Annotated in this window: 22 protein-coding genes, 1 other RNA gene and 3 pseudogenes; 22 read left to right on the top strand and 4 right to left on the bottom strand. The window is 48.3% G+C overall.

The features are described 5' to 3' along the window. The first annotated feature begins 47 nt into the window (after positions 1-47). The 20 genes and pseudogenes from JCM17471_RS03970 to JCM17471_RS03895 all read left to right on the top strand — a co-directional run bounded on the left by JCM17471_RS03970 (position 48) and on the right by JCM17471_RS03895 (position 12,893). Positions 48-542 (top strand): VanZ family protein, encoded by a 495-nt coding sequence (locus JCM17471_RS03970; protein ID WP_054776904.1) that lies wholly within the window; start codon positions 48-50, stop codon positions 540-542. 121 nt (positions 543-663) lie between these two features. Beyond that, a complete protein-coding gene (locus tag JCM17471_RS03965; RefSeq protein WP_054776903.1) occupies positions 664-1,395 on the top strand; it encodes a YebC/PmpR family DNA-binding transcriptional regulator in 732 nt (243 codons plus the stop codon). An 81-nt stretch (positions 1,396-1,476) separates the two neighbouring features. Then, positions 1,477-1,947, top strand: coding sequence for an ATPase, T2SS/T4P/T4SS family (locus JCM17471_RS16755; protein ID WP_263849407.1), 471 nt, complete (start codon positions 1,477-1,479; stop codon positions 1,945-1,947). Then, positions 1,947-2,306, top strand: a complete 360-nt coding sequence (locus JCM17471_RS16750) for an ATPase, T2SS/T4P/T4SS family (RefSeq protein WP_263849406.1) — start codon at positions 1,947-1,949, stop codon at positions 2,304-2,306. The genes JCM17471_RS16755 and JCM17471_RS16750 overlap by 1 nt, the downstream gene beginning before the upstream one ends. A gap of 11 nt (positions 2,307-2,317) precedes the next feature. Next, complete coding sequence (locus JCM17471_RS03955; RefSeq protein WP_054776902.1) at positions 2,318-2,629, top strand: type II secretion system F family protein; 312 nt, start codon at positions 2,318-2,320, stop codon at positions 2,627-2,629. Then, positions 2,629-3,279: a type II secretion system F family protein gene (locus JCM17471_RS03950; protein ID WP_054776901.1), complete on the top strand. Its 651-nt coding sequence runs from the start codon at positions 2,629-2,631 to the stop codon at positions 3,277-3,279. Before JCM17471_RS03955 ends, JCM17471_RS03950 begins: the two co-directional genes overlap by 1 nt. Then, a complete protein-coding gene (locus JCM17471_RS03945; RefSeq protein WP_054776900.1) occupies positions 3,276-3,596 on the top strand; it encodes a prepilin-type N-terminal cleavage/methylation domain-containing protein in 321 nt (106 codons plus the stop codon). The genes JCM17471_RS03950 and JCM17471_RS03945 overlap by 4 nt, the downstream gene beginning before the upstream one ends. Further along, positions 3,596-4,000: a prepilin-type N-terminal cleavage/methylation domain-containing protein gene (locus JCM17471_RS03940; protein WP_054776899.1), complete on the top strand. Its 405-nt coding sequence runs from the start codon at positions 3,596-3,598 to the stop codon at positions 3,998-4,000. Before JCM17471_RS03945 ends, JCM17471_RS03940 begins: the two co-directional genes overlap by 1 nt. 5 nt (positions 4,001-4,005) lie before the next feature. Then, positions 4,006-4,296: a hypothetical protein gene (locus JCM17471_RS03935; protein ID WP_054776898.1), complete on the top strand. Its 291-nt coding sequence runs from the start codon at positions 4,006-4,008 to the stop codon at positions 4,294-4,296. Further along, positions 4,247-4,699 carry a hypothetical protein gene (locus JCM17471_RS03930; RefSeq protein ID WP_147661023.1) on the top strand — a complete coding sequence of 151 codons (453 nt, stop codon included), beginning with the start codon at positions 4,247-4,249 and terminating at the stop codon, positions 4,697-4,699. Before JCM17471_RS03935 ends, JCM17471_RS03930 begins: the two co-directional genes overlap by 50 nt. Beyond that, positions 4,689-4,862 (top strand): hypothetical protein, encoded by a 174-nt coding sequence (locus tag JCM17471_RS13935; protein WP_156321587.1) that lies wholly within the window; start codon positions 4,689-4,691, stop codon positions 4,860-4,862. Before JCM17471_RS03930 ends, JCM17471_RS13935 begins: the two co-directional genes overlap by 11 nt. A gap of 84 nt (positions 4,863-4,946) precedes the next feature. Further along, a pseudogene (locus tag JCM17471_RS03925) lies at positions 4,947-5,971 on the top strand (class I SAM-dependent methyltransferase). A gap of 8 nt (positions 5,972-5,979) precedes the next feature. Continuing rightward, positions 5,980-7,170: an acetate/propionate family kinase gene (locus tag JCM17471_RS03920; RefSeq protein ID WP_054776896.1), complete on the top strand. Its 1,191-nt coding sequence runs from the start codon at positions 5,980-5,982 to the stop codon at positions 7,168-7,170. Between the two features lie 10 nt (positions 7,171-7,180). Then, positions 7,181-7,315 carry a hypothetical protein gene (locus JCM17471_RS15815; RefSeq protein ID WP_263849405.1) on the top strand — a complete coding sequence of 45 codons (135 nt, stop codon included), beginning with the start codon at positions 7,181-7,183 and terminating at the stop codon, positions 7,313-7,315. A gap of 34 nt (positions 7,316-7,349) precedes the next feature. Next, complete coding sequence (locus tag JCM17471_RS03915; protein ID WP_054776895.1) at positions 7,350-8,132, top strand: alpha/beta hydrolase; 783 nt, start codon at positions 7,350-7,352, stop codon at positions 8,130-8,132. After that, entirely contained in the window at positions 8,129-8,587 is a 459-nt protein-coding gene (locus JCM17471_RS03910; protein WP_054776894.1) for a hypothetical protein, read from the top strand. The genes JCM17471_RS03915 and JCM17471_RS03910 overlap by 4 nt, the downstream gene beginning before the upstream one ends. 134 nt (positions 8,588-8,721) lie before the next feature. Then, positions 8,722-10,090 (top strand): annotated as a pseudogene (locus JCM17471_RS03905) (amino acid permease). 44 nt (positions 10,091-10,134) lie between these two features. After that, positions 10,135-10,499: a transfer-messenger RNA gene (gene ssrA / locus JCM17471_RS13320) on the top strand. 195 nt (positions 10,500-10,694) lie between these two features. Then, entirely contained in the window at positions 10,695-11,429 is a 735-nt protein-coding gene (locus JCM17471_RS03900; protein ID WP_054776893.1) for a response regulator transcription factor, read from the top strand. After that, positions 11,426-12,893: pseudogene (locus JCM17471_RS03895) on the top strand (sensor histidine kinase). Before JCM17471_RS03900 ends, JCM17471_RS03895 begins: the two are co-directional and overlap by 4 nt. Positions 12,894-13,082: 189 nt before the next feature. On the opposite strand, the gene JCM17471_RS13930 reads toward JCM17471_RS03895, so the two are convergent. Then, entirely contained in the window at positions 13,083-13,568 is a 486-nt protein-coding gene (locus JCM17471_RS13930; protein WP_156321586.1) for a ferredoxin reductase domain-containing protein, read from the bottom strand. Then, positions 13,492-13,665, bottom strand: a complete 174-nt coding sequence (locus JCM17471_RS13925) for a hypothetical protein (protein ID WP_156321585.1) — start codon at positions 13,663-13,665, stop codon at positions 13,492-13,494. The genes JCM17471_RS13930 and JCM17471_RS13925 overlap by 77 nt, the downstream gene beginning before the upstream one ends. Positions 13,666-13,851: 186 nt before the next feature. Between JCM17471_RS13925 and JCM17471_RS03885 the strand changes: the two genes are divergently transcribed. Continuing rightward, positions 13,852-14,310, top strand: coding sequence for a MarR family winged helix-turn-helix transcriptional regulator (locus JCM17471_RS03885; protein WP_162208343.1), 459 nt, complete (start codon positions 13,852-13,854; stop codon positions 14,308-14,310). A 39-nt stretch (positions 14,311-14,349) separates the two neighbouring features. Further along, positions 14,350-14,784 carry an ACT domain-containing protein gene (locus JCM17471_RS03880; RefSeq protein ID WP_054776890.1) on the top strand — a complete coding sequence of 145 codons (435 nt, stop codon included), beginning with the start codon at positions 14,350-14,352 and terminating at the stop codon, positions 14,782-14,784. A 150-nt stretch (positions 14,785-14,934) separates the two neighbouring features. Here JCM17471_RS03880 and JCM17471_RS03875 read toward each other — a convergent pair whose 3' ends face one another. Together JCM17471_RS03875 and JCM17471_RS03870 are read right to left on the bottom strand one after the other, a co-directional pair. Beyond that, positions 14,935-15,378: a hypothetical protein gene (locus JCM17471_RS03875; protein WP_054776889.1), complete on the bottom strand. Its 444-nt coding sequence runs from the start codon at positions 15,376-15,378 to the stop codon at positions 14,935-14,937. A gap of 87 nt (positions 15,379-15,465) precedes the next feature. Then, a complete protein-coding gene (locus JCM17471_RS03870; RefSeq protein ID WP_054776888.1) occupies positions 15,466-16,224 on the bottom strand; it encodes a hypothetical protein in 759 nt (252 codons plus the stop codon). Between the last annotated feature and the right edge of the window lie 82 nt (positions 16,225-16,306).

The raw sequence follows: 16,306 nt of genomic DNA, 5'->3' as shown, positions 1-16,306 counted from the left end.
ATGATGGTATCAGTATAACAGAACAATGAGAAAAGTAGGTGATAATTATGAAAATAAACAAATGGTTAGTGGGTACCATTGCGGTCTTACTTATTTTATTCATCAGCTCATCGATGACGTATCATCAGCAGACCAGCGTGCCATTCTTGGAACGCATGCTGGCCAACAAGCCGCTGAATCATCAGCTTCTAGGGGTGCATTTCAAGTATGCGGGCGAAGTTGTCAGTATCGATGCCTTGGGATACTTCAAATTCGTCGAGTTCTTTATTCGCAAGGCCGCACACTTCATCAGTTACTTTGCTATCGGCGTGACAGCGATGATTGGCCTGGCCAAATATACGCCCAATCGTTGGGTGCGATTAGTGCAAGTGCCGCTCAGTGTCGCTGGTGTGGCGGCGTTAGATGAATTCCACCAGATGTTGACCGGGGACCGCACACCACTGTTCCAAGATGTCATGTTGGATACGATTGCGGGCACGATCGGAGTGCTCATCGTCTTCCTCGTGATGGCGCGTCACCGCAAAAGTGTGTCTCGAGGATGAGAGCGCATTAAAGAAGGCGACTGGCGCACGCCTTTAGCGAAATATGCGTTGTCTCAACAGCGCATTTTTGGTATACTATCAACGTTTATGAAGTTTTTATATTAAGAAAAGAGGGTTTAACATGTCAGGACATTCCAAGTGGCATAACATTCAGGGGCGTAAGAACGCTCAGGATGCTAAGCGCGGAAAGATTTTCCAGAAGTTATCACGTGAGCTATTCATGGCTGCGAAACAGGGTGGTCCTGACCCAAGCGGTAACCCAGCATTGCGGTTAGTAATGGATAAAGCACGCGCAGCTAACATGCCTAAAGATAACATCAAACGGGCATTGGATAAGGCTGAGAGCGGCGATGCCGCAAATTACGATGAAGTAACTTACGAAGGCTATGGCCCAGGTGGTGTTGCTGTCTTAGTTCACGCTCTGACAGATAACAGAAACCGGACCAGTTCCTCCGTTCGTGTCGCAATCACTCGTCACGGCGGTACCATGGCCGGTGCCGGTGCGGTTGCTTACATGTTTGATCGTCGCGGGTATTTTGTGATTGATCGTGAGGGTCTGGACGTTGATGAAGATCAAATGCTTGAGGCAGCACTTGAAGCCGGCGCAGAAGATCTTCAAACCAGCGATGAGGCATTCGAAATTTATACCGATCCAAAAGATTTTGCTGCTGTACGTGATGCACTCGAAGCAGCTGGCTTTAAGTTTGCAACATCTGAATTAACGATGGTGCCACAAAACTTAGTACCAGTTCCTGAAGATAAGGTTGAAACTTTCCAAAACATGATCGATGCTTTGGAAGATGACGACGACGTGCAAGATGTTTACACAGCTGCAGACTGGCCAGACGACTAGTCTGTCTCGAAAAAACGCGCTCACATTTGTGGGCGCGTTTTTTGTTGCTTTGCGAATTCTATTGAGTAAGGGGGGATGGGAATGGATGAAATCGATGCAATGTTACAGTTGGCACGGGATCAACATGTCAGTGATATTTATCTCTTACCCAAAGCAGAACAACTCGAAATTCAGTTTCGCTACCCAGACCAGGTCAAGCGACACTTGGTACTGCCGCTTGAGGTTGGTCAGCGATGGATCAATTACCTCAAGTATCGCGCCGGCATGAATGTCGCTGAACATCGCCGGGTGCAATTGGGTGCTTATTTTGATTCGGTATCGGCCGTCTTCATGCGCCTGAGCAGTGTCGCGGATTATCAGCAACACGAATCGCTGGTGATTCGGCTGATTAATGGTATTCCGCAACCTAATCAGGAAACGCGAGTGGCGCTGACCCAGGTGACACAGATATTAGAACAGCGCGGACTGCTGACAATCAGTGGACCGACGGGCTCGGGTAAAACCACTTTTTGTATCAGTTGGCCCAACAATTACAGCAATCACGGATGGTGATGACGATTGAAGACCCTGTCGAAATTGCGGAGTCGCGGTTCTTACAGCTGCAGGTGAATCCAGAAGCCCAGATGACTTATGCCGCGTTATTGAAGGCGGCACTTCGCCATCGCCCCGATGTGGTTGTGATCGGTGAAATTCGAGACCGTGAAACCGCGCAGATGGCTTGTGAGGCTGCCATCAGTGGCCACATCGTGTTAGCTACAGTGCATGCGCGAAGTGTGCAAGATGTGCCGATGCGACTCATTAGTCTGGGCGTCGACGCCGATTTGGTTCATGCGGCGCTAATCGCGACGGTCGCCATTGAACTGAAATACGAACCTGAGATTACGCCGCAGATCACAATTCTTCAATTTTAGAGGATAAGGCGATGACGAAATTAAGTTTAAAGCAGCAGGCACTGGCCTGTGAATTGCTAGCGATGTTACTCGAATCTGGCTTCACGCTGGATGCAGCACTGACGCAACTCCAAGTCCACCTTCCTCAGCAACAAGCAAGGTGGCAGATGATGAAGCAGCAATTGGCTCAAGGTGCGGATGTGGCCCAAGCGTTTGCTGTGGCAGAATTTGCCCCATTAGTGTTGAGCCAGCTTCAATTGGCGCTGATTCACGGGCAATTGCATTACAGCCTTCAAACCATCGCAACCTACCTCACACAACAAGTCGCTAGCCGGCAAAAATGATGCAGCTGCTGATCTATCCCGCTATTTTGCTGGGGTTACTCACGGTGATTCAAATCGGGGTCATCGGCGTGGTGAAGCCACTGCTGACGGGCCAAGCCTTTAGCTTCAATGTGATGTTGCCGGTAAGCCTCGTTGTGGTGATTGGCCTGATAGGGTTCCTGGTTCGGCATTACAGACAACATCGCCTGGCTTGGCAGGGTGGGCTACTCAAGTGGCCGATTGTTGGGCCACTGCTTCGATATTACTATCATTATCAGTTCGCACTGGGGGCTTACGCGTTCAGTTTGGCGGGGCAAGATCTTGCGCGTTACTGCCAGGCCCTAGGTCAATTGCGACAAAACATGTTGGCCAAAGTTGGGCAAACAGTGAGTCAGCGGCTAGCAAGTGGTGCCTCTTTGGTGCAAGCATTGGATCAGCCACTCATACCCGCTGATGTCGGATTACTGATTCAGTTGGGCCAACCGCCTGCACAGTTTCAACTGGCCTTGGCGATATTGAGTCAGCGCTTGTTCAAACAACTGACGCAGTATCTGGAACGCTTGATTGCCTTGGTGCAGCCGTTATTGTTTCTGGTGATTGGTGTGCAAATTATTTTGGTTTATTGGCAGGTCCTACAACCGGTGTATCAACTCATGGAGGAGATCGCATGAAACGACGAGCAGGATTTACCTTGATTGAGGTGCTGGCGGCGCTTGGAATCATTATTGTCCTGACATTAACCTTAGTCATCACTATCAATAGTCAACTTCAAAAGGCGAAGCAGCGAAATGTTGAGGCGACCGTCCAAACGGTGAATACCCAAATCGAGGTGGAATATAATCGCCCCGATATGAGTGCCAATGACTTCAATAGTCAGGCGAGTTTGGTCAGTGGGCGAGTGATTACGGCAGAACAGCTCAAAGTGATGACGGATGGCAAGGTGCGCTTTGTGGGTGGGCAACCGCCACATTTTGAGGTGACGCGCTGATGCGACACCGTGCCTTTACACTCGTTGAGGTCTTGGCTGCGCTGAGCATTATGATTGTCACGGGTCTGCTTGGTGGCTACAGCTATGGGCGACTCACCACGCACTTGAGTGAGCAACAATTTTTGCGTCAATTTCAGCTCACGTGGCGGCAGTTTAATTTGCGCCCTGAACCGGCCCGTGTGCGCATTAATGACCGCACCGTTTCGTTTGAGTCACCCATCGGGCAGGTCAAACGCAAACTAACCTTGCCGGCGCATTTTGAACCGGTTACGAGCACGATTCGTGTCAATAAGACAACCGGTTTGTTTGCGGAACCAACAACGATTCAGTTGGTGCGACGGGATCACAGTCGGTTGATTGTAACCTTTCAAATGGGGTGGGGAGAATTAAACATCTACGAATAAGCGCAATGGTATTAGTGGAGCAATTAGCGAGTCTACTGTTGACCCTGATGATGGTGACGTGGGTTGTTTCGATGGGACACTATTATCAGCAACATGTCGTGTTGGCACAGCACCGGGTTCTCGCTGCCCAGGCACTTTTGGTGGCGATGCGGCAGTCCCAAACCCATCGCGAGCAGATGACGGTGATGCTTGCCAATCAGCGCTTTGAGGTGCATCTAGGGGCTAAGTTGGAGGTGCAGCATCAGCATGAACACTATATTTTTGAACCAAAAACGGGCCGCTTTCACCTTAATTGAGGTCATTGTGAGCCTGGGGATCTGGTTGGCTGTGCTTGTGTTGTGGCCGCCGTTGTTGCGCCAAGTGCAGGCACGGTTCCCCGATCAGGCAATTTTGGCTTATCTCACCGCCGATCGCCGCTTGAATCAATTGGCGAACACGGCCACACTCACAAGAAATGAGCAGCAGTTGCAGGTAAAACAGGCCAAAGAAACATATTTGGTCGCCACTTATGTGAAGACGGGTAACCACCCGATGATTCGCGTCACCACGCCAAAAGGAGGCCATCTACCGCTGCTCAATGATGTGACAAGTTTCACATTAATAGCAACGCAAGGGGCCAATCAGCAGCGCTATCAACTCGTCATGACCAATCAGCAACACTTTGATGGTGTCGTCATAGGTGCTCGCGATGGGCACTAAATTATTGGCAAGCCTTGTGATGTTGGTTTTGGTCATCACGTTAACCGTGACGCTCATTCAAATGTGGGCCGAAGTCAGTGCACAGTACGCTGACCATCAGGTGTTGATTGAACGTGATTTGGTGCACGTGTACGAGTCATGGAAAACGAATACAAAAGATTGATTTGGTGCGAAAGTAACCGCTTGAATAACAACAGTTTTCTGAGTAGAATGATTACTGTAGTGAAATTATTCAGGAGGCGATAAATTGGCGAACGAGCACCTAGAAAACTTGTACAAGGTCTTGGAAGATACCACCACTTTGTTGAGTCGCAATCTCAATACCACCTATTTAGATGCGTTGATTGAAACCAGTGAGAACCTCCTTGCGCACCAAGTGATACATGAGGACGGTCTGCCCGATCAAGCAACCACGGATAAGCTCACTGAGCTGTATGCGCGGGTGAAGCCGGAACAACTGACCCCAGAAATCATTCGGCAAGCATTGCAGTTAACCTTAATTAAGGTGATTCAACACGATCAAATTGAACCCAATAAACAGATGACCCCGGACAGTATGGCAAGCCTTGCCAGCTATATGGTGACCGTTTTTTATCCTAAGTTGCCCAATCCATTCAAGGTTGGGGACCTAGCAGTCGGCACGGGGAATCTGCTGTACGCTGTCATGAACCAATTGCATCAGGCCAGTGAGATTGATGTGCAAGGCTTTGGTGTCGATAATGACGAGCAACTGCTCGCATTAGCAGGCGTCAGCGGTCAGTGGCAGCAACAGACCATTGATCTGTTTCATCAGGATGCCTTGGATCAACTGGTCGTTAAGGACCTAGATTTAGTGGTATCCGATTTGCCGGTTGGTTATTATCCACTCGATGATCGCGCCAAGAACTTTGCGACGGCGGCCAGAAGCGGTCACTCCTATGCCCATCATCTCTTGATTGAGCAGAGCATGAAAACTTTGAAACCCGGTGGCTTGGGGCTCTTCTTTGTCCCAAGTGAAGTCTTCCAAAGCGATGAAGCGAAGGGATTAACGGATTGGTTAACCAAGACGGTTTATTTCCAAGGATTATTGACGTTACCAGAATCATTTTTGCCACGAAGGCGGCTCAGAAGTCACTGTTGGTCTTACAACAACCCGGTGAAACAGCGCAACAGGCGGGCAAAGTCCTGCTCGGTGCCTTTCCTGAAGTCAGCGATCGAGACGCGTTCGGCCAATTCCTGACTGATGTGAATCAGTGGGCGGAACAGAATATCAAAAATAAATGTGAAGGTTGATGAGTTGTATGTCAAAAATTTTAGCAATTAACGCTGGTAGTTCAACACTGAAGTGGAAGTTGTTCCAAATGCCTGAAGAAACGGTCATCGCTGAAGGGCTGGTTGATCGCTTGGGCTTGTCTGATTCTGTCTTCACGGTCAAGTATGGGGATGGCAAGAAAGAATCCACCACAGGCGACATCGCAACCGCTGATATTGCGGTCGATATGTTATTGAAGAAGTTATTGGAATTAGACATTATCAAGGATTACAACGAAATTCAGGGTGTCGGACATCGGATCGTCGCTGGTGGCGAAATCTTCAGTGATTCCGTCCTGATTGACGCGGCCAAATTGCGTCAAATCGATCACTTAGCTGAATATGCACCACTGCATAATCCAGCTGAAGCGGATGGCATCCGGGCATTCTCTAAGTTGTTGCCTGGCGTTCCTGAAGTCGGTGTTTTCGATACCGCCTTTCATGCCACAATGCCACCAGTGAACTACCTGTATTCCATCAAGCGTGAATATTACGATAAGTATGGCGCACGTAAGTATGGGGCACACGGGACGAGCAATCGCTATGTCTCAAATCGTGCCGCTGAAATGCTTGGCAAAGACTTAAAAGACCTCAAGATGGTGACTATGCACTTAGGTAGTGGTGTTTCAGTGACGGCGATTAAGGATGGCAAGTCCTTTGATACTTCCATGGGCTTCACACCTCTGGCCGGCGTGACGATGAGTACTCGGAGTGGGGATATCGATGCCTCATTAGTTTCTTTCTTGATGCAAAAGTTAAATATCACCAATCCAGATGACATGATCAAAATTTTGAATAGTGAGTCTGGGTTATTGGGAATCTCCGAACTGTCACCAGATATGCGTGACTTGGAACAATCCCGTGAGACACGACCACAATCACAGTTGGCAATTGATATCTTTGTTAACCGCATCGTGAAATATGTAGCAGGTTATATCGCCGAAATGGGTGGTATCGATGTGCTGGTCTTCACTGCTGGGATGGGTGAAGGCGACAAGTTGATGCGTAAGCGAATTATTGATGGCTTGAGTGTCTTTGGCGCAAAGATTGATGACCAACGCAATGACGTGATGGCACAAGAACGTGTTATTTCAAGTGATGATTCTAAGGTGGATGTCTTATTAGTCCCAACCAATGAAGAATTGATGATTGCGCGTGATGTTGTGCGCTTGAGTAAGTAGGAGGACGATTATGCGAACCCAAACGGTTGTGATCGATGCCGACAAAGCGACGCGTCTAGATGTTTTCTTGCAAGAAGCGTCTCCTGAGATGGCAGATCAAACCCCACGGCCCATGGTTTTGGTGTTTCCCCGGTGGTGGCTATGATTTCACCAGTGATCGCGAAGCGGAACCGATTGCCATGCAGTTTTTAGCACAGGGTTATGATGCGGCCGTTTTGCGTTACTCAGTGGGTGCGTATAAGGATTTCGATGCCGCCTTTGCCGATGGTCAGTTTGCCATCCAGACCATTGTGAATCATGCGGTGACTTGGCAGATTGATGTCAGTCGGATTGCCTTCATTGGCTTTTCTGCTGGCGGTCATTTGGCTGCATCGCTCACGTTACTCGGGGACTTCAAACCGGCTGCACTACTCTTGGGCTATCCCGTTATCTTGCAGTCGTTTGGCGCGTTCATGAACATTGAGGCGCCTGACCTGTTGGCAGCCGTCAAACCCGACTTGCCACCGACATTTATCTTTGGCACCTATAGTGATGATCTGGTGCCGGTCGAAAATAGTTTGCTGTTTGCAAAGGCCTTAGAACAGGCTGAGGTACCGTTTGAATTGCATCTGTTTCAAAGTGGTCGTCACGGCTTGGCATTAGGGACGGCACAAACTGCTAACCAGCAACCCAGTTTTGTCGAACCCGCTTTTGCCAAGTGGCTCGATTTGGCCACGGCTTGGCTTCGGCAGCGCTTTGCACCAGCAAAACCTGCCGACAAGCCACAGTTAACGGTGCGCGAGGTGATGCAGGATCCCGAATTGCGGGCACAAATTCTTGCAGCCGCACCGCAACTCAAGGATGAGCATGCCTATAAGATTGTGCGCAACATGAGCATTGAAGAGGTTCTCCGGCGTGCTCCGGTATTGGCCGAAGATGCTCGCGTCCAAGAATTACTTGCACGATTGGGGATGACACAATGACTGCGTTGAGTTGGTTGTTAGTGGCCATTTTTGTGGCAATGGTCTTAGCTGTGGTGTGGATGACCATGCAGATTCAGTTACGCGCGCAGGCAAGGTGGGGGTGGCGCTGGTTCTATCTCATCTTGGCTTTGCTCAGCGTGGGCCTAGCTTATCCACTGCGGCATGAGTTATCGGGCCTGATCAACGGATTGTTCATTACAGGCATGTTATTGATTGTGGCGTTTTGGCCGCATGGCCTGTCAAAGCGCGCCGTCATTACGCAACTGAGCAAAATTCGGGTCTATGCCGCTTTGTCGAAGGTCATGCTTGTCACATTGCCTTCAGGACGCACACAGCTGGATGGTTTTGTGGGCGCCATTCGGGTCGCACGGATGTCATTTAAGGAATCACCAGCCACGATTCAGCAGTTCCTCAAAGAAGTGGCGCCAAAACTAGCCGTTGAACAACAAAAGTAAAAATAAAGCGTGTTAAAAAGACTCAAGATAGAATTTTTCATTCTGCCTTGAGTCTTTTTCATGCCCAGAAACAGGTGGTACGCTTCCTCTTTTTATTGAAAATGTGTATACTTTTCATAATGTCTGGAGGAATTATCATGGAAGAAAAGCAAGACCAGCCTGAATTGGCTCGGAATCTCAAAAGTCGGCATGTGCAGCTAATCGCCATCGGAGGCACAATTGGTACAGGACTATTCTTAGGTGCTGGTCAATCGATTCATTTGGCAGGGCCATCGATTATTTTGGCCTATCTGTTAACGGGTGGCATCTGTTTCCTGTTGATGCGGGCACTGGGTGAATTACTGATGTCTGACGTCAATCAGCACACGTTTATCGATTTTATCAAGAAATATCTCGGCGCTAACGCGGCCTTTGTGACTGGGTGGACTTACTGGATGTGTTGGATTGCCGTCGCCATGGCGGAAGTGACCGCCATCGGGTTATACATCAAATTCTGGTTGCCGGGTGTGCCGCAATGGATTCCAGGCCTGGTCGCATTAGCCATTTTGCTGCTCATGAATCTCATCAGTGTGGGTCTGTTTGGTGAAACCGAGTTCTGGTTTGCACTGATCAAAATCGTAGCCATTGTTGGCCTGATTGTGCTGGGAATTGTGCTGATTGTGATGCGCTACAAGACACCGGAAGGCACGGCTTCGATTGGGAATCTCTTCAATTATGGTGGCTTCTTCCCTAAGGGGGCTAAGGGCTTCTTCCTATCGCTTCAAATGGTGGTCTTTAGTTTTGTCGGCATCGAAATGGTCGGACTCACCGCCAGTGAAACGAAGGATCCACTGAAGGTGATTCCAGAAGCAATCAACGAAATTCCAATGCGGATTATTATTTTCTATGTGGGCGCGCTAGCCGTGATCATGTGTGTGTATCCGTGGTCTTCTGTCAGCACGAGCAGCAGTCCATTCGTGCAGGTGTTCAAAACGTTGGTATTGCGGCCGCGGCCGATATCATCAACTTCGTGGTTCTCACAGCGGCAGCATCCGCTTGTAATTCCGCCATCTTCAGTACGGGCCGGTTATTGTTCTCCTTGGCACTTGAGAGCGACAATCAACAATTGACGAAACTCTCTAAGCTGTCTAAGCGGCAGGTACCTGCACGAGCCATCATTGCTTCGACAGCAACGATTGCGGTGGCTGTCTTACTGAATCTGTTTCTGCCGGGTGCCGTGTTTGCCTTGGTTTCAAGTGTGGCCACCATCAGCTTTTATTTGTCTGGGTGATGATGATTTTGGCTCATCTGAAGTACAAGCGGCTCAATCCGGATGCGCACTTGTTCAAGATGCCACTGTTCCCGTGGACTGACTATCTTGTGCTCGCGTTCTTAGCCCTGACGGTAGTTGTGATGTTCTTTAGCGCTTCGACCTTAATCGCGTTGATTTTTGCCGTGATTTGGGTGATCGGCATTTATGGGTTACGCCGCGTGCAGCAAGGGCTCAAGCAGCGTCAATCTTGACACAGCGGGAGTTAACTGGTATCATAATGGTTGCATTTATATCGGGGGATGTAATGGTCTCGACATTGATTGTTGCCCATGTGTTGCACTCCGGAGGTCTCGGCTCCGTCATCAACGGACAGTTCATTAACTGCAAACAATGAAAATTCTTACGCTTTAGCTGCCTAAAAAGTAGTTTAGCGTGATCCGCTTGTCTTCGCTCAAGGGACAAATACGGGTCTCAAATGAATTGAGCTACGACTAATCGCGCCATCTGAACGGTTAGGAAGAGATTAACAGATTAGCACTTAGGGGTTAGCCTCGCTTGCTGGCGCGCCCTCTGTGCGAAATTTAAAAGAGCGAGCTATGAGTGTAGAGCCATATGACGCGAGGTTGATGGACAGGGGTTCGATTCCCCTCATCTCCATTTAGTCATTTGGATCATCTCGGATAGATGCGAGAAACGTTGATAATTCAACGTTTCTTTGTGTTAAAATGGGGCATAAGTTAATGTGCGCACAGCGGGCCACGACCAAAAGTGTTAAACTTAAAACGAAATTTCACACTTTATTCGATAAGTTGTGGATAATTAAGAGTGAATATAAAGCCGAAACGGGGACTTATCATGAAAATTCTGATGATTGAAGATAACCAAAGTGTTGCAGAAATGATGGGCATGTTTTTCCAAAAAGAATCCTGGGATGTCGTCAATGCTTACGACGGTGAAGAAGGGTTAAATGCGTTTAAGGCTGATCCAGATGGATTTGACATCATCACATTAGATCTCAATTTACCGACCATGGATGGGATGCAAGTTGCCAAAGAAATTCGGGCTATCAGTGAAACAGTACCACTGATTATGTTGACAGCACGGGACAGCGAAAGCGATCAAGTACTCGGCTTGGAACTAGGTGCGGATGATTATGTCACCAAGCCATTTTCACCGATGACGCTAGTTGCTCGGATCAAAGCGTTGCATCGTCGCGCTGAGGTCACTGAAACAGTACCAGCTGGTGCAGTGCCTGAAACAACGACCGAAGACGATGACTTCGATGTTGTGACCCCACACTTTCAACTGAGCTCCAAAACGCGTGAGGCCATTTTGGCGGGTAAGCCAATCGAAGGTCTCACACCAAAGGAATTCGACTTGTTGCGTACACTCGCAAAGAGTCCCAAACAGGTCTTCTCACGGGAACAACTGTTGCAACTGGTCTGGGACTACGAATATTACGGTGATGAACGCACAGTCGATGCGCACATCAAGAAGTTACGGCAAAAGATCGAAAAAGTCGGCCCCCAAGTCATTCAAACGGTATGGGGCGTGGGCTATAAGTTCGATGACAGTGAGTTAGACGGATGAAGCTTCTCTACCAGCAAATGCTGGCGTTCTTAGGCGTTATCATGGTCACGCTCTCCGTGGTCAGTATTCTTTTATTCAATCTACGACCAACACCGTTTGGGAGAACAGTTTTGACCAACTCGAACAGTACACCTCTGTCTTGAAGGATCGTTCTTTTACCAAGGTCAATGCGACGACCTACATGATTAACACGCAATTTTTGAATGACGCGGAAGAGATTCTCGATCAGCAACATGTGCATTTCATTATTTACAATGCCGATAACCAGGCGATGTATCCTAATGAGCGCTCACGAGCCTCTCGGCCAATTGATGCCAGTGATTGGGCTGAACTCAAAAAGGGAAATGCGGTCTCGATTCGGGAATTGGCGCGCAACCCCGCTGATGGTAGTCAGCAGAGCATGACCATTTACTACAAGCCGGTTTTTCTGAGTGGTAAGTTGTTGTTTGTTGTCGGCGCTTTTGCCCCTGTGGAACAGATTCAAACCTCGATCGGTAAGACAGAGCGCAACATTCTGATCGCCTTCATTCTTTCAATGCTGGCTGCGGTCTTTATCAGTTATTTCGTGGCTCGCTTCCAGGTCAGTCGCATCAACAAACTGCGCCGGGCCACACACCAAGTGGCGACAGGTGATTATGAAGTGCAACTCAAGCTGGATGGCAAAGCCGATGATGAAATTTCGGGTTTGGCCACAGATTTCCAGAACATGGTGGATTCGCTCAAGGCCAGTGAGATTGAAATCAAGCGGCAAGAAGATCGTCGGCGCCAGTTTATGGCGGACGCGGCGCATGAGATGCGCACACCGCTCACAACGATCAATGGCCTGCTCGAAGGTCTCGCCTATGATGCGATTCCAGAAGAGAGTAAGGCCAAAAGTATCGAGCTGATGCGCAACGAAACCAATCGTTTGATTCGGTTGGTCAACGAAAACTTGGATTACGAAAAAATCCGGACGAATCAGATTATGTTGAGCAAAGTGACCTTCAATGCCAGAGAAGATATCGATAATATCGTCTCTCAATTGACGCAAAAGGCCACGGATGCCAATGATCACCTGGTGATTGAGGCAGCAGACAAGGTGAAAGTCTTTGCTGATCACGATCGGTTTGTGCAGGTCATGTTTAACATCGTTCAAAACGCGATTCAGTTTACCCAAGATGGGATGATCACCATCACGGCAAAAATGGCTATCACCAGACCGAATTTGCGGTCAGCGATACCGGGATCGGAATGACCCCCGATCAAGTGAAGAACATTTGGGAACGATACTATAAGGCTGATCCATCTCGGAAGAACACCAAGTATGGTGAATCCGGTTTGGGCTTGGCCATTGTGCATCAACTGGTGATGCTTCATGGCGGTGACATTCAGGTCACGTCAAAAGCGGGTGAGGGGACAACATTTACCTTCAGTTTCCCCGATGAAGAAACAGCACCAAAAACAGTCGAATTGGCTCAGAGTTAACATAAATAGCGGTAGCGACACCTGATAAGATGGGTCGCTACCGCTATTTTTATGCGCATCTGTGTTTTGGTTTAATAACCGAACTGTACGTCGGTGATGATTTGACGAGCGGGGACGCCATGTTGTTTCAGGAATTGTTTGTTGGCCTTGACGATTTTTGACGAGCCCGAGAGGTAATAGTACGCGGAATCACCAAGCTCCTTGATCGTCGCCAGCATTTGTGTCTGGGCATCTTTGCCCGATTCGACGGGCAAGTACTCGAAGCGCGCATTTTTGGGCTACCCCTTCAAAGTCGGATTGAAAGAGATGAAAGCCATGCGCTGATTGAATCAATTTGATAGGGCGGGTTTGATCCGCAGTGAGATCCAATGCCATCGCGCGAAAAGGGGTGACGCCGACACCACTGGCAATCATGACAACTGGGGCTGAGTCATTCTTGACGCCAAATGAACCGATGGGGCCACGAAGATTGACACGATCCCCTTTGTGCAAGTGAGTCAGGACAGCCTTATATGCACTCGCTGTTTTCCCGGTTCTTGTGCCGATGGTAATGGCATGTTCGTCAGGTACGCCCGCAATCGAGAAGAAGCGGAAGCCGCTACCTGTATTTTTGATGGGGTAAGGTGAAGAGGCCGGCAGTACCTGGTTTCCAGTCGAAATGCCGATCAGTGGCATAGTTTAATTTGATGATATAGTAGTCTGCTGCAGGATTTTGAATGTCGGCGACCGTCAGTGGTGTGGCCTTAAAAATTGTATTTAGTGTATTTGCCATGATAATTCCTCCTCAACTATGAATCGAGTTCACTTGCGATGCAGTCTGTGCTAAAGTAGTTCGCTAGCGAACTACTAACATAGTATACGTCCAAGACCAGAAATGAGCAACTAAAGGGTATCAAATAATTCCTGAAGTAAGCTATAATTGGCTGATGGCAGATGAGATGAAGGGGTGAATCGCGAGATGGCCAAAGAAACCATTGCCGAAATGCTTAAGGCAATCAGTGTGATGTACGACAAACAGTTTACCAAGTTGGTTCTCGATAGCGCTGTGTTACCCAACATCACGAGTACCCAAATGTCGATACTGCAGTACATGGCACAGCATGAACAAGACATCATCAATCAGCGCGATCTGCAAGAGGCGTTTAATCTCAGTAAATCGACCGTGAGTGGTATCGTTCAACGACTGCAACAGCACGGTTTCATCGACGTGATTCCCATGCCAAACGATAAGCGCTATAAACAACTCGTTTTTAATCAACAGTTTCGGCGGGAAATGCAACAGCACGAAGCGGATTTTGATGAACAACTCGACGTGATGGCCAAGCGATTAGTGGCAGGTATGAGCGCGGATGAAGTCGCAACTTACCAGCATTTGCTCAATGTGAGTTTGCACAATCTCACAGATAACGATGGCTGAGTGTCGGTACACAAACAGAAATTAAGGGGCATCATGGCAATGGACAAATATTATATTGTAGACCGCAGTATTTTACCGGATGTGGTGGAAAAGGTGATTGAAGCCAGAACGTTGCTAGAAAATGGCAAGGTCAAACAGGTCAGTGAGGCCGTCAAACAAGTGGGTATCAGTCGTGGCACCTATTATAAGTATAAAGATGTGGTGTTTCGACCTGAGACGCATCTCCCGAGCCGTAAGGCGGTGTTGACGTTAATGTTGCATCATGATCGGGGTATTTTGTCTGAGGTCCTGGCAGTCCTGTCTGCGGCCAATGCGAGCGTGCTAACCATCAATCAAAACATTCCCATTCATGACTGGGCCAGCGTCGTGATTTCGGTGGAAATTAGCGAACTCAATGTCAGCTTGGATGACGTCATCGCCCAGCTGCGCGAGTCGCGTGGCGTGAGCGATGTGCGCCTGTTAGCTGTGGAATAAAACAAAAGGTGCTTTGAGAATAAGGGTTAACCGGAATTCTCAACCTTTTGTCACACGATTAGTCAAGCAGTCAAAAAGAGCCTGTGACACAATCCTTCGGGATGTCACAGGCTCTCCTTTTTGTCAGTGATTACAATGTTGGTGCTGTCATCATACCAGTTTGGGATTGGCTTCGACAAGGCTCTTGTCTGTTGTTAAGATAATCAGACTCGATTCGATGGCAGCCAGTGGTTGTACCACGGTGGTCAAGAAGTCGCGAGCCTCATCCGTACTGAGGTTATCTAAGCCATCTGCCATGAACATGAAGCGCTTGTTAGCGAGGACACTGCGGAAGAATTGGATATCCAACTGCTGCCGGATAGAGAGGTCAGTCGCTGGGTTTTCGAGGAACAGTTTATCCGTGCGAATGAATTCAGGCAAGATGTCAAAAGGCACTTTGTGTTGATTGACCATCAGATTACTGCGAACGGTCAGATAGGGAATAATCGCTGTGTCGGTCTGTGAGATCAAACCGATATCCTTCATAATCCCCGCATCTACAAATTGTTTCACGTAGCGCTGAAAGACGTTGTTTGTCTGTTCATGGTCACGCATGTAGACGTAATAGATCCCCGGTGCCGTAAAGACGGTTGCGAGTGATTCTTGAATGGTTTTTTGGAGCGACGTTTGAAAAATAGCATGTTATTCCCCCTGGCTGTCTGCGAGATGATGAGTGGTGAAGTGTTGAATCAAACCGATTGTTGAGATATTAGTGAGTAAGTTGATGGCAAGTCCGATGCAATAGGTCCAGATAAACCCTGTTGGGGATTTGATCAGTGGAATGGATTTGTCAGGATATAAGAACGCGGATGGGGTGAAGCCGGTCAACTGATTGCTGAAGAGCTGTTTGAAGATATCCGCGTATTGGGTGGTGATTTGGTTATCGTTGAGCTGCTGCGTGATCTGTTGGGTGTAAACACCTTGCCACCAAACAACAAGGTGTTTAGAGAACAGAAGGACCACCAAACTCAGTAAGAAAAAGGTGATAGTAAAGGTGACGCTGGCTTCAAACATGTACTGCGCCGTGATGTCTGCTTGCGACTTTCCGAGCAACAGGTACGATGCGGTCTCTTTGAAGCGGCGATAGGTCATCACCCAAGCTGAAATGAGTGACAAGAGGCTGTATATGGCAATGGTTAGCCATAATCCAACCTGGGTTTGATGAATGACACTTTGATGGGCATTATTGATGGCTTGAATAAGTTGATCGGCCTGACTCAGGCTATCCGCACTGAATTGATGTAGGCGACCATTGAATTGTGAAATTGCGGCGGCATCGATGTTCTGAATGGTGAGGAAGAACAGACTGACGCCGATAAAAACCGCGGAGAGCAATGCCACGATGATATGATATTTACGATGGTAACCAAGGCCTAAAAATATCCGCTCGATGAACCGCATTGTCTTTTCACCTCGTTTTAAACTATTACTAGTATAGAAATAAGATTTGAATAAAATATGAACATTCGGGGTGACATTAAGG

Origin of the sequence: Lacticaseibacillus saniviri JCM 17471 = DSM 24301 (genome assembly GCF_001311785.1) — a bacterium.
In the GTDB taxonomy this organism is placed as follows: domain Bacteria; phylum Bacillota; class Bacilli; order Lactobacillales; family Lactobacillaceae; genus Lacticaseibacillus; species Lacticaseibacillus saniviri.
This window is presented reverse-complemented; position numbering and strand designations above follow the sequence as displayed.

Excerpts from the sequence above, each read along its gene's own strand:
- JCM17471_RS03875 (WP_054776889.1), bottom strand. The coding sequence starts at position 15,378 with ATGCGTGACCATGAACAGACAAACAACGTCTTTCAGCGCTACGTGAAA.
- JCM17471_RS03930 (WP_147661023.1), top strand. The coding sequence starts at position 4,247 with ATGAACACTATATTTTTGAACCAAAAACGGGCCGCTTTCACCTTAATT.
- JCM17471_RS16755 (WP_263849407.1), top strand. The coding sequence starts at position 1,477 with ATGGATGAAATCGATGCAATGTTACAGTTGGCACGGGATCAACATGTC.
- JCM17471_RS03970 (WP_054776904.1), top strand. The coding sequence starts at position 48 with ATGAAAATAAACAAATGGTTAGTGGGTACCATTGCGGTCTTACTTATT.
- JCM17471_RS16750 (WP_263849406.1), top strand. The coding sequence starts at position 1,947 with ATGACGATTGAAGACCCTGTCGAAATTGCGGAGTCGCGGTTCTTACAG.
- JCM17471_RS03915 (WP_054776895.1), top strand. The coding sequence starts at position 7,350 with ATGCAGTTTTTAGCACAGGGTTATGATGCGGCCGTTTTGCGTTACTCA.
- JCM17471_RS03945 (WP_054776900.1), top strand. The coding sequence starts at position 3,276 with ATGAAACGACGAGCAGGATTTACCTTGATTGAGGTGCTGGCGGCGCTT.
- JCM17471_RS13930 (WP_156321586.1), bottom strand. The coding sequence starts at position 13,568 with ATGCCACTGATCGGCATTTCGACTGGAAACCAGGTACTGCCGGCCTCT.
- JCM17471_RS03935 (WP_054776898.1), top strand. The coding sequence starts at position 4,006 with ATGGTATTAGTGGAGCAATTAGCGAGTCTACTGTTGACCCTGATGATG.
- JCM17471_RS03910 (WP_054776894.1), top strand. The coding sequence starts at position 8,129 with ATGACTGCGTTGAGTTGGTTGTTAGTGGCCATTTTTGTGGCAATGGTC.
- JCM17471_RS03885 (WP_162208343.1), top strand. The coding sequence starts at position 13,852 with ATGGCCAAAGAAACCATTGCCGAAATGCTTAAGGCAATCAGTGTGATG.
- JCM17471_RS03900 (WP_054776893.1), top strand. The coding sequence starts at position 10,695 with ATGAAAATTCTGATGATTGAAGATAACCAAAGTGTTGCAGAAATGATG.
- JCM17471_RS13925 (WP_156321585.1), bottom strand. The coding sequence starts at position 13,665 with ATGGCAAATACACTAAATACAATTTTTAAGGCCACACCACTGACGGTC.
- JCM17471_RS03965 (WP_054776903.1), top strand. The coding sequence starts at position 664 with ATGTCAGGACATTCCAAGTGGCATAACATTCAGGGGCGTAAGAACGCT.
- JCM17471_RS03920 (WP_054776896.1), top strand. The coding sequence starts at position 5,980 with ATGTCAAAAATTTTAGCAATTAACGCTGGTAGTTCAACACTGAAGTGG.
- JCM17471_RS15815 (WP_263849405.1), top strand. The coding sequence starts at position 7,181 with ATGCGAACCCAAACGGTTGTGATCGATGCCGACAAAGCGACGCGTCTA.
- JCM17471_RS03955 (WP_054776902.1), top strand. The coding sequence starts at position 2,318 with ATGACGAAATTAAGTTTAAAGCAGCAGGCACTGGCCTGTGAATTGCTA.
- JCM17471_RS13935 (WP_156321587.1), top strand. The coding sequence starts at position 4,689 with ATGGGCACTAAATTATTGGCAAGCCTTGTGATGTTGGTTTTGGTCATC.
- JCM17471_RS03880 (WP_054776890.1), top strand. The coding sequence starts at position 14,350 with ATGGACAAATATTATATTGTAGACCGCAGTATTTTACCGGATGTGGTG.
- JCM17471_RS03940 (WP_054776899.1), top strand. The coding sequence starts at position 3,596 with ATGCGACACCGTGCCTTTACACTCGTTGAGGTCTTGGCTGCGCTGAGC.
- JCM17471_RS03950 (WP_054776901.1), top strand. The coding sequence starts at position 2,629 with ATGCAGCTGCTGATCTATCCCGCTATTTTGCTGGGGTTACTCACGGTG.
- JCM17471_RS03870 (WP_054776888.1), bottom strand. The coding sequence starts at position 16,224 with ATGCGGTTCATCGAGCGGATATTTTTAGGCCTTGGTTACCATCGTAAA.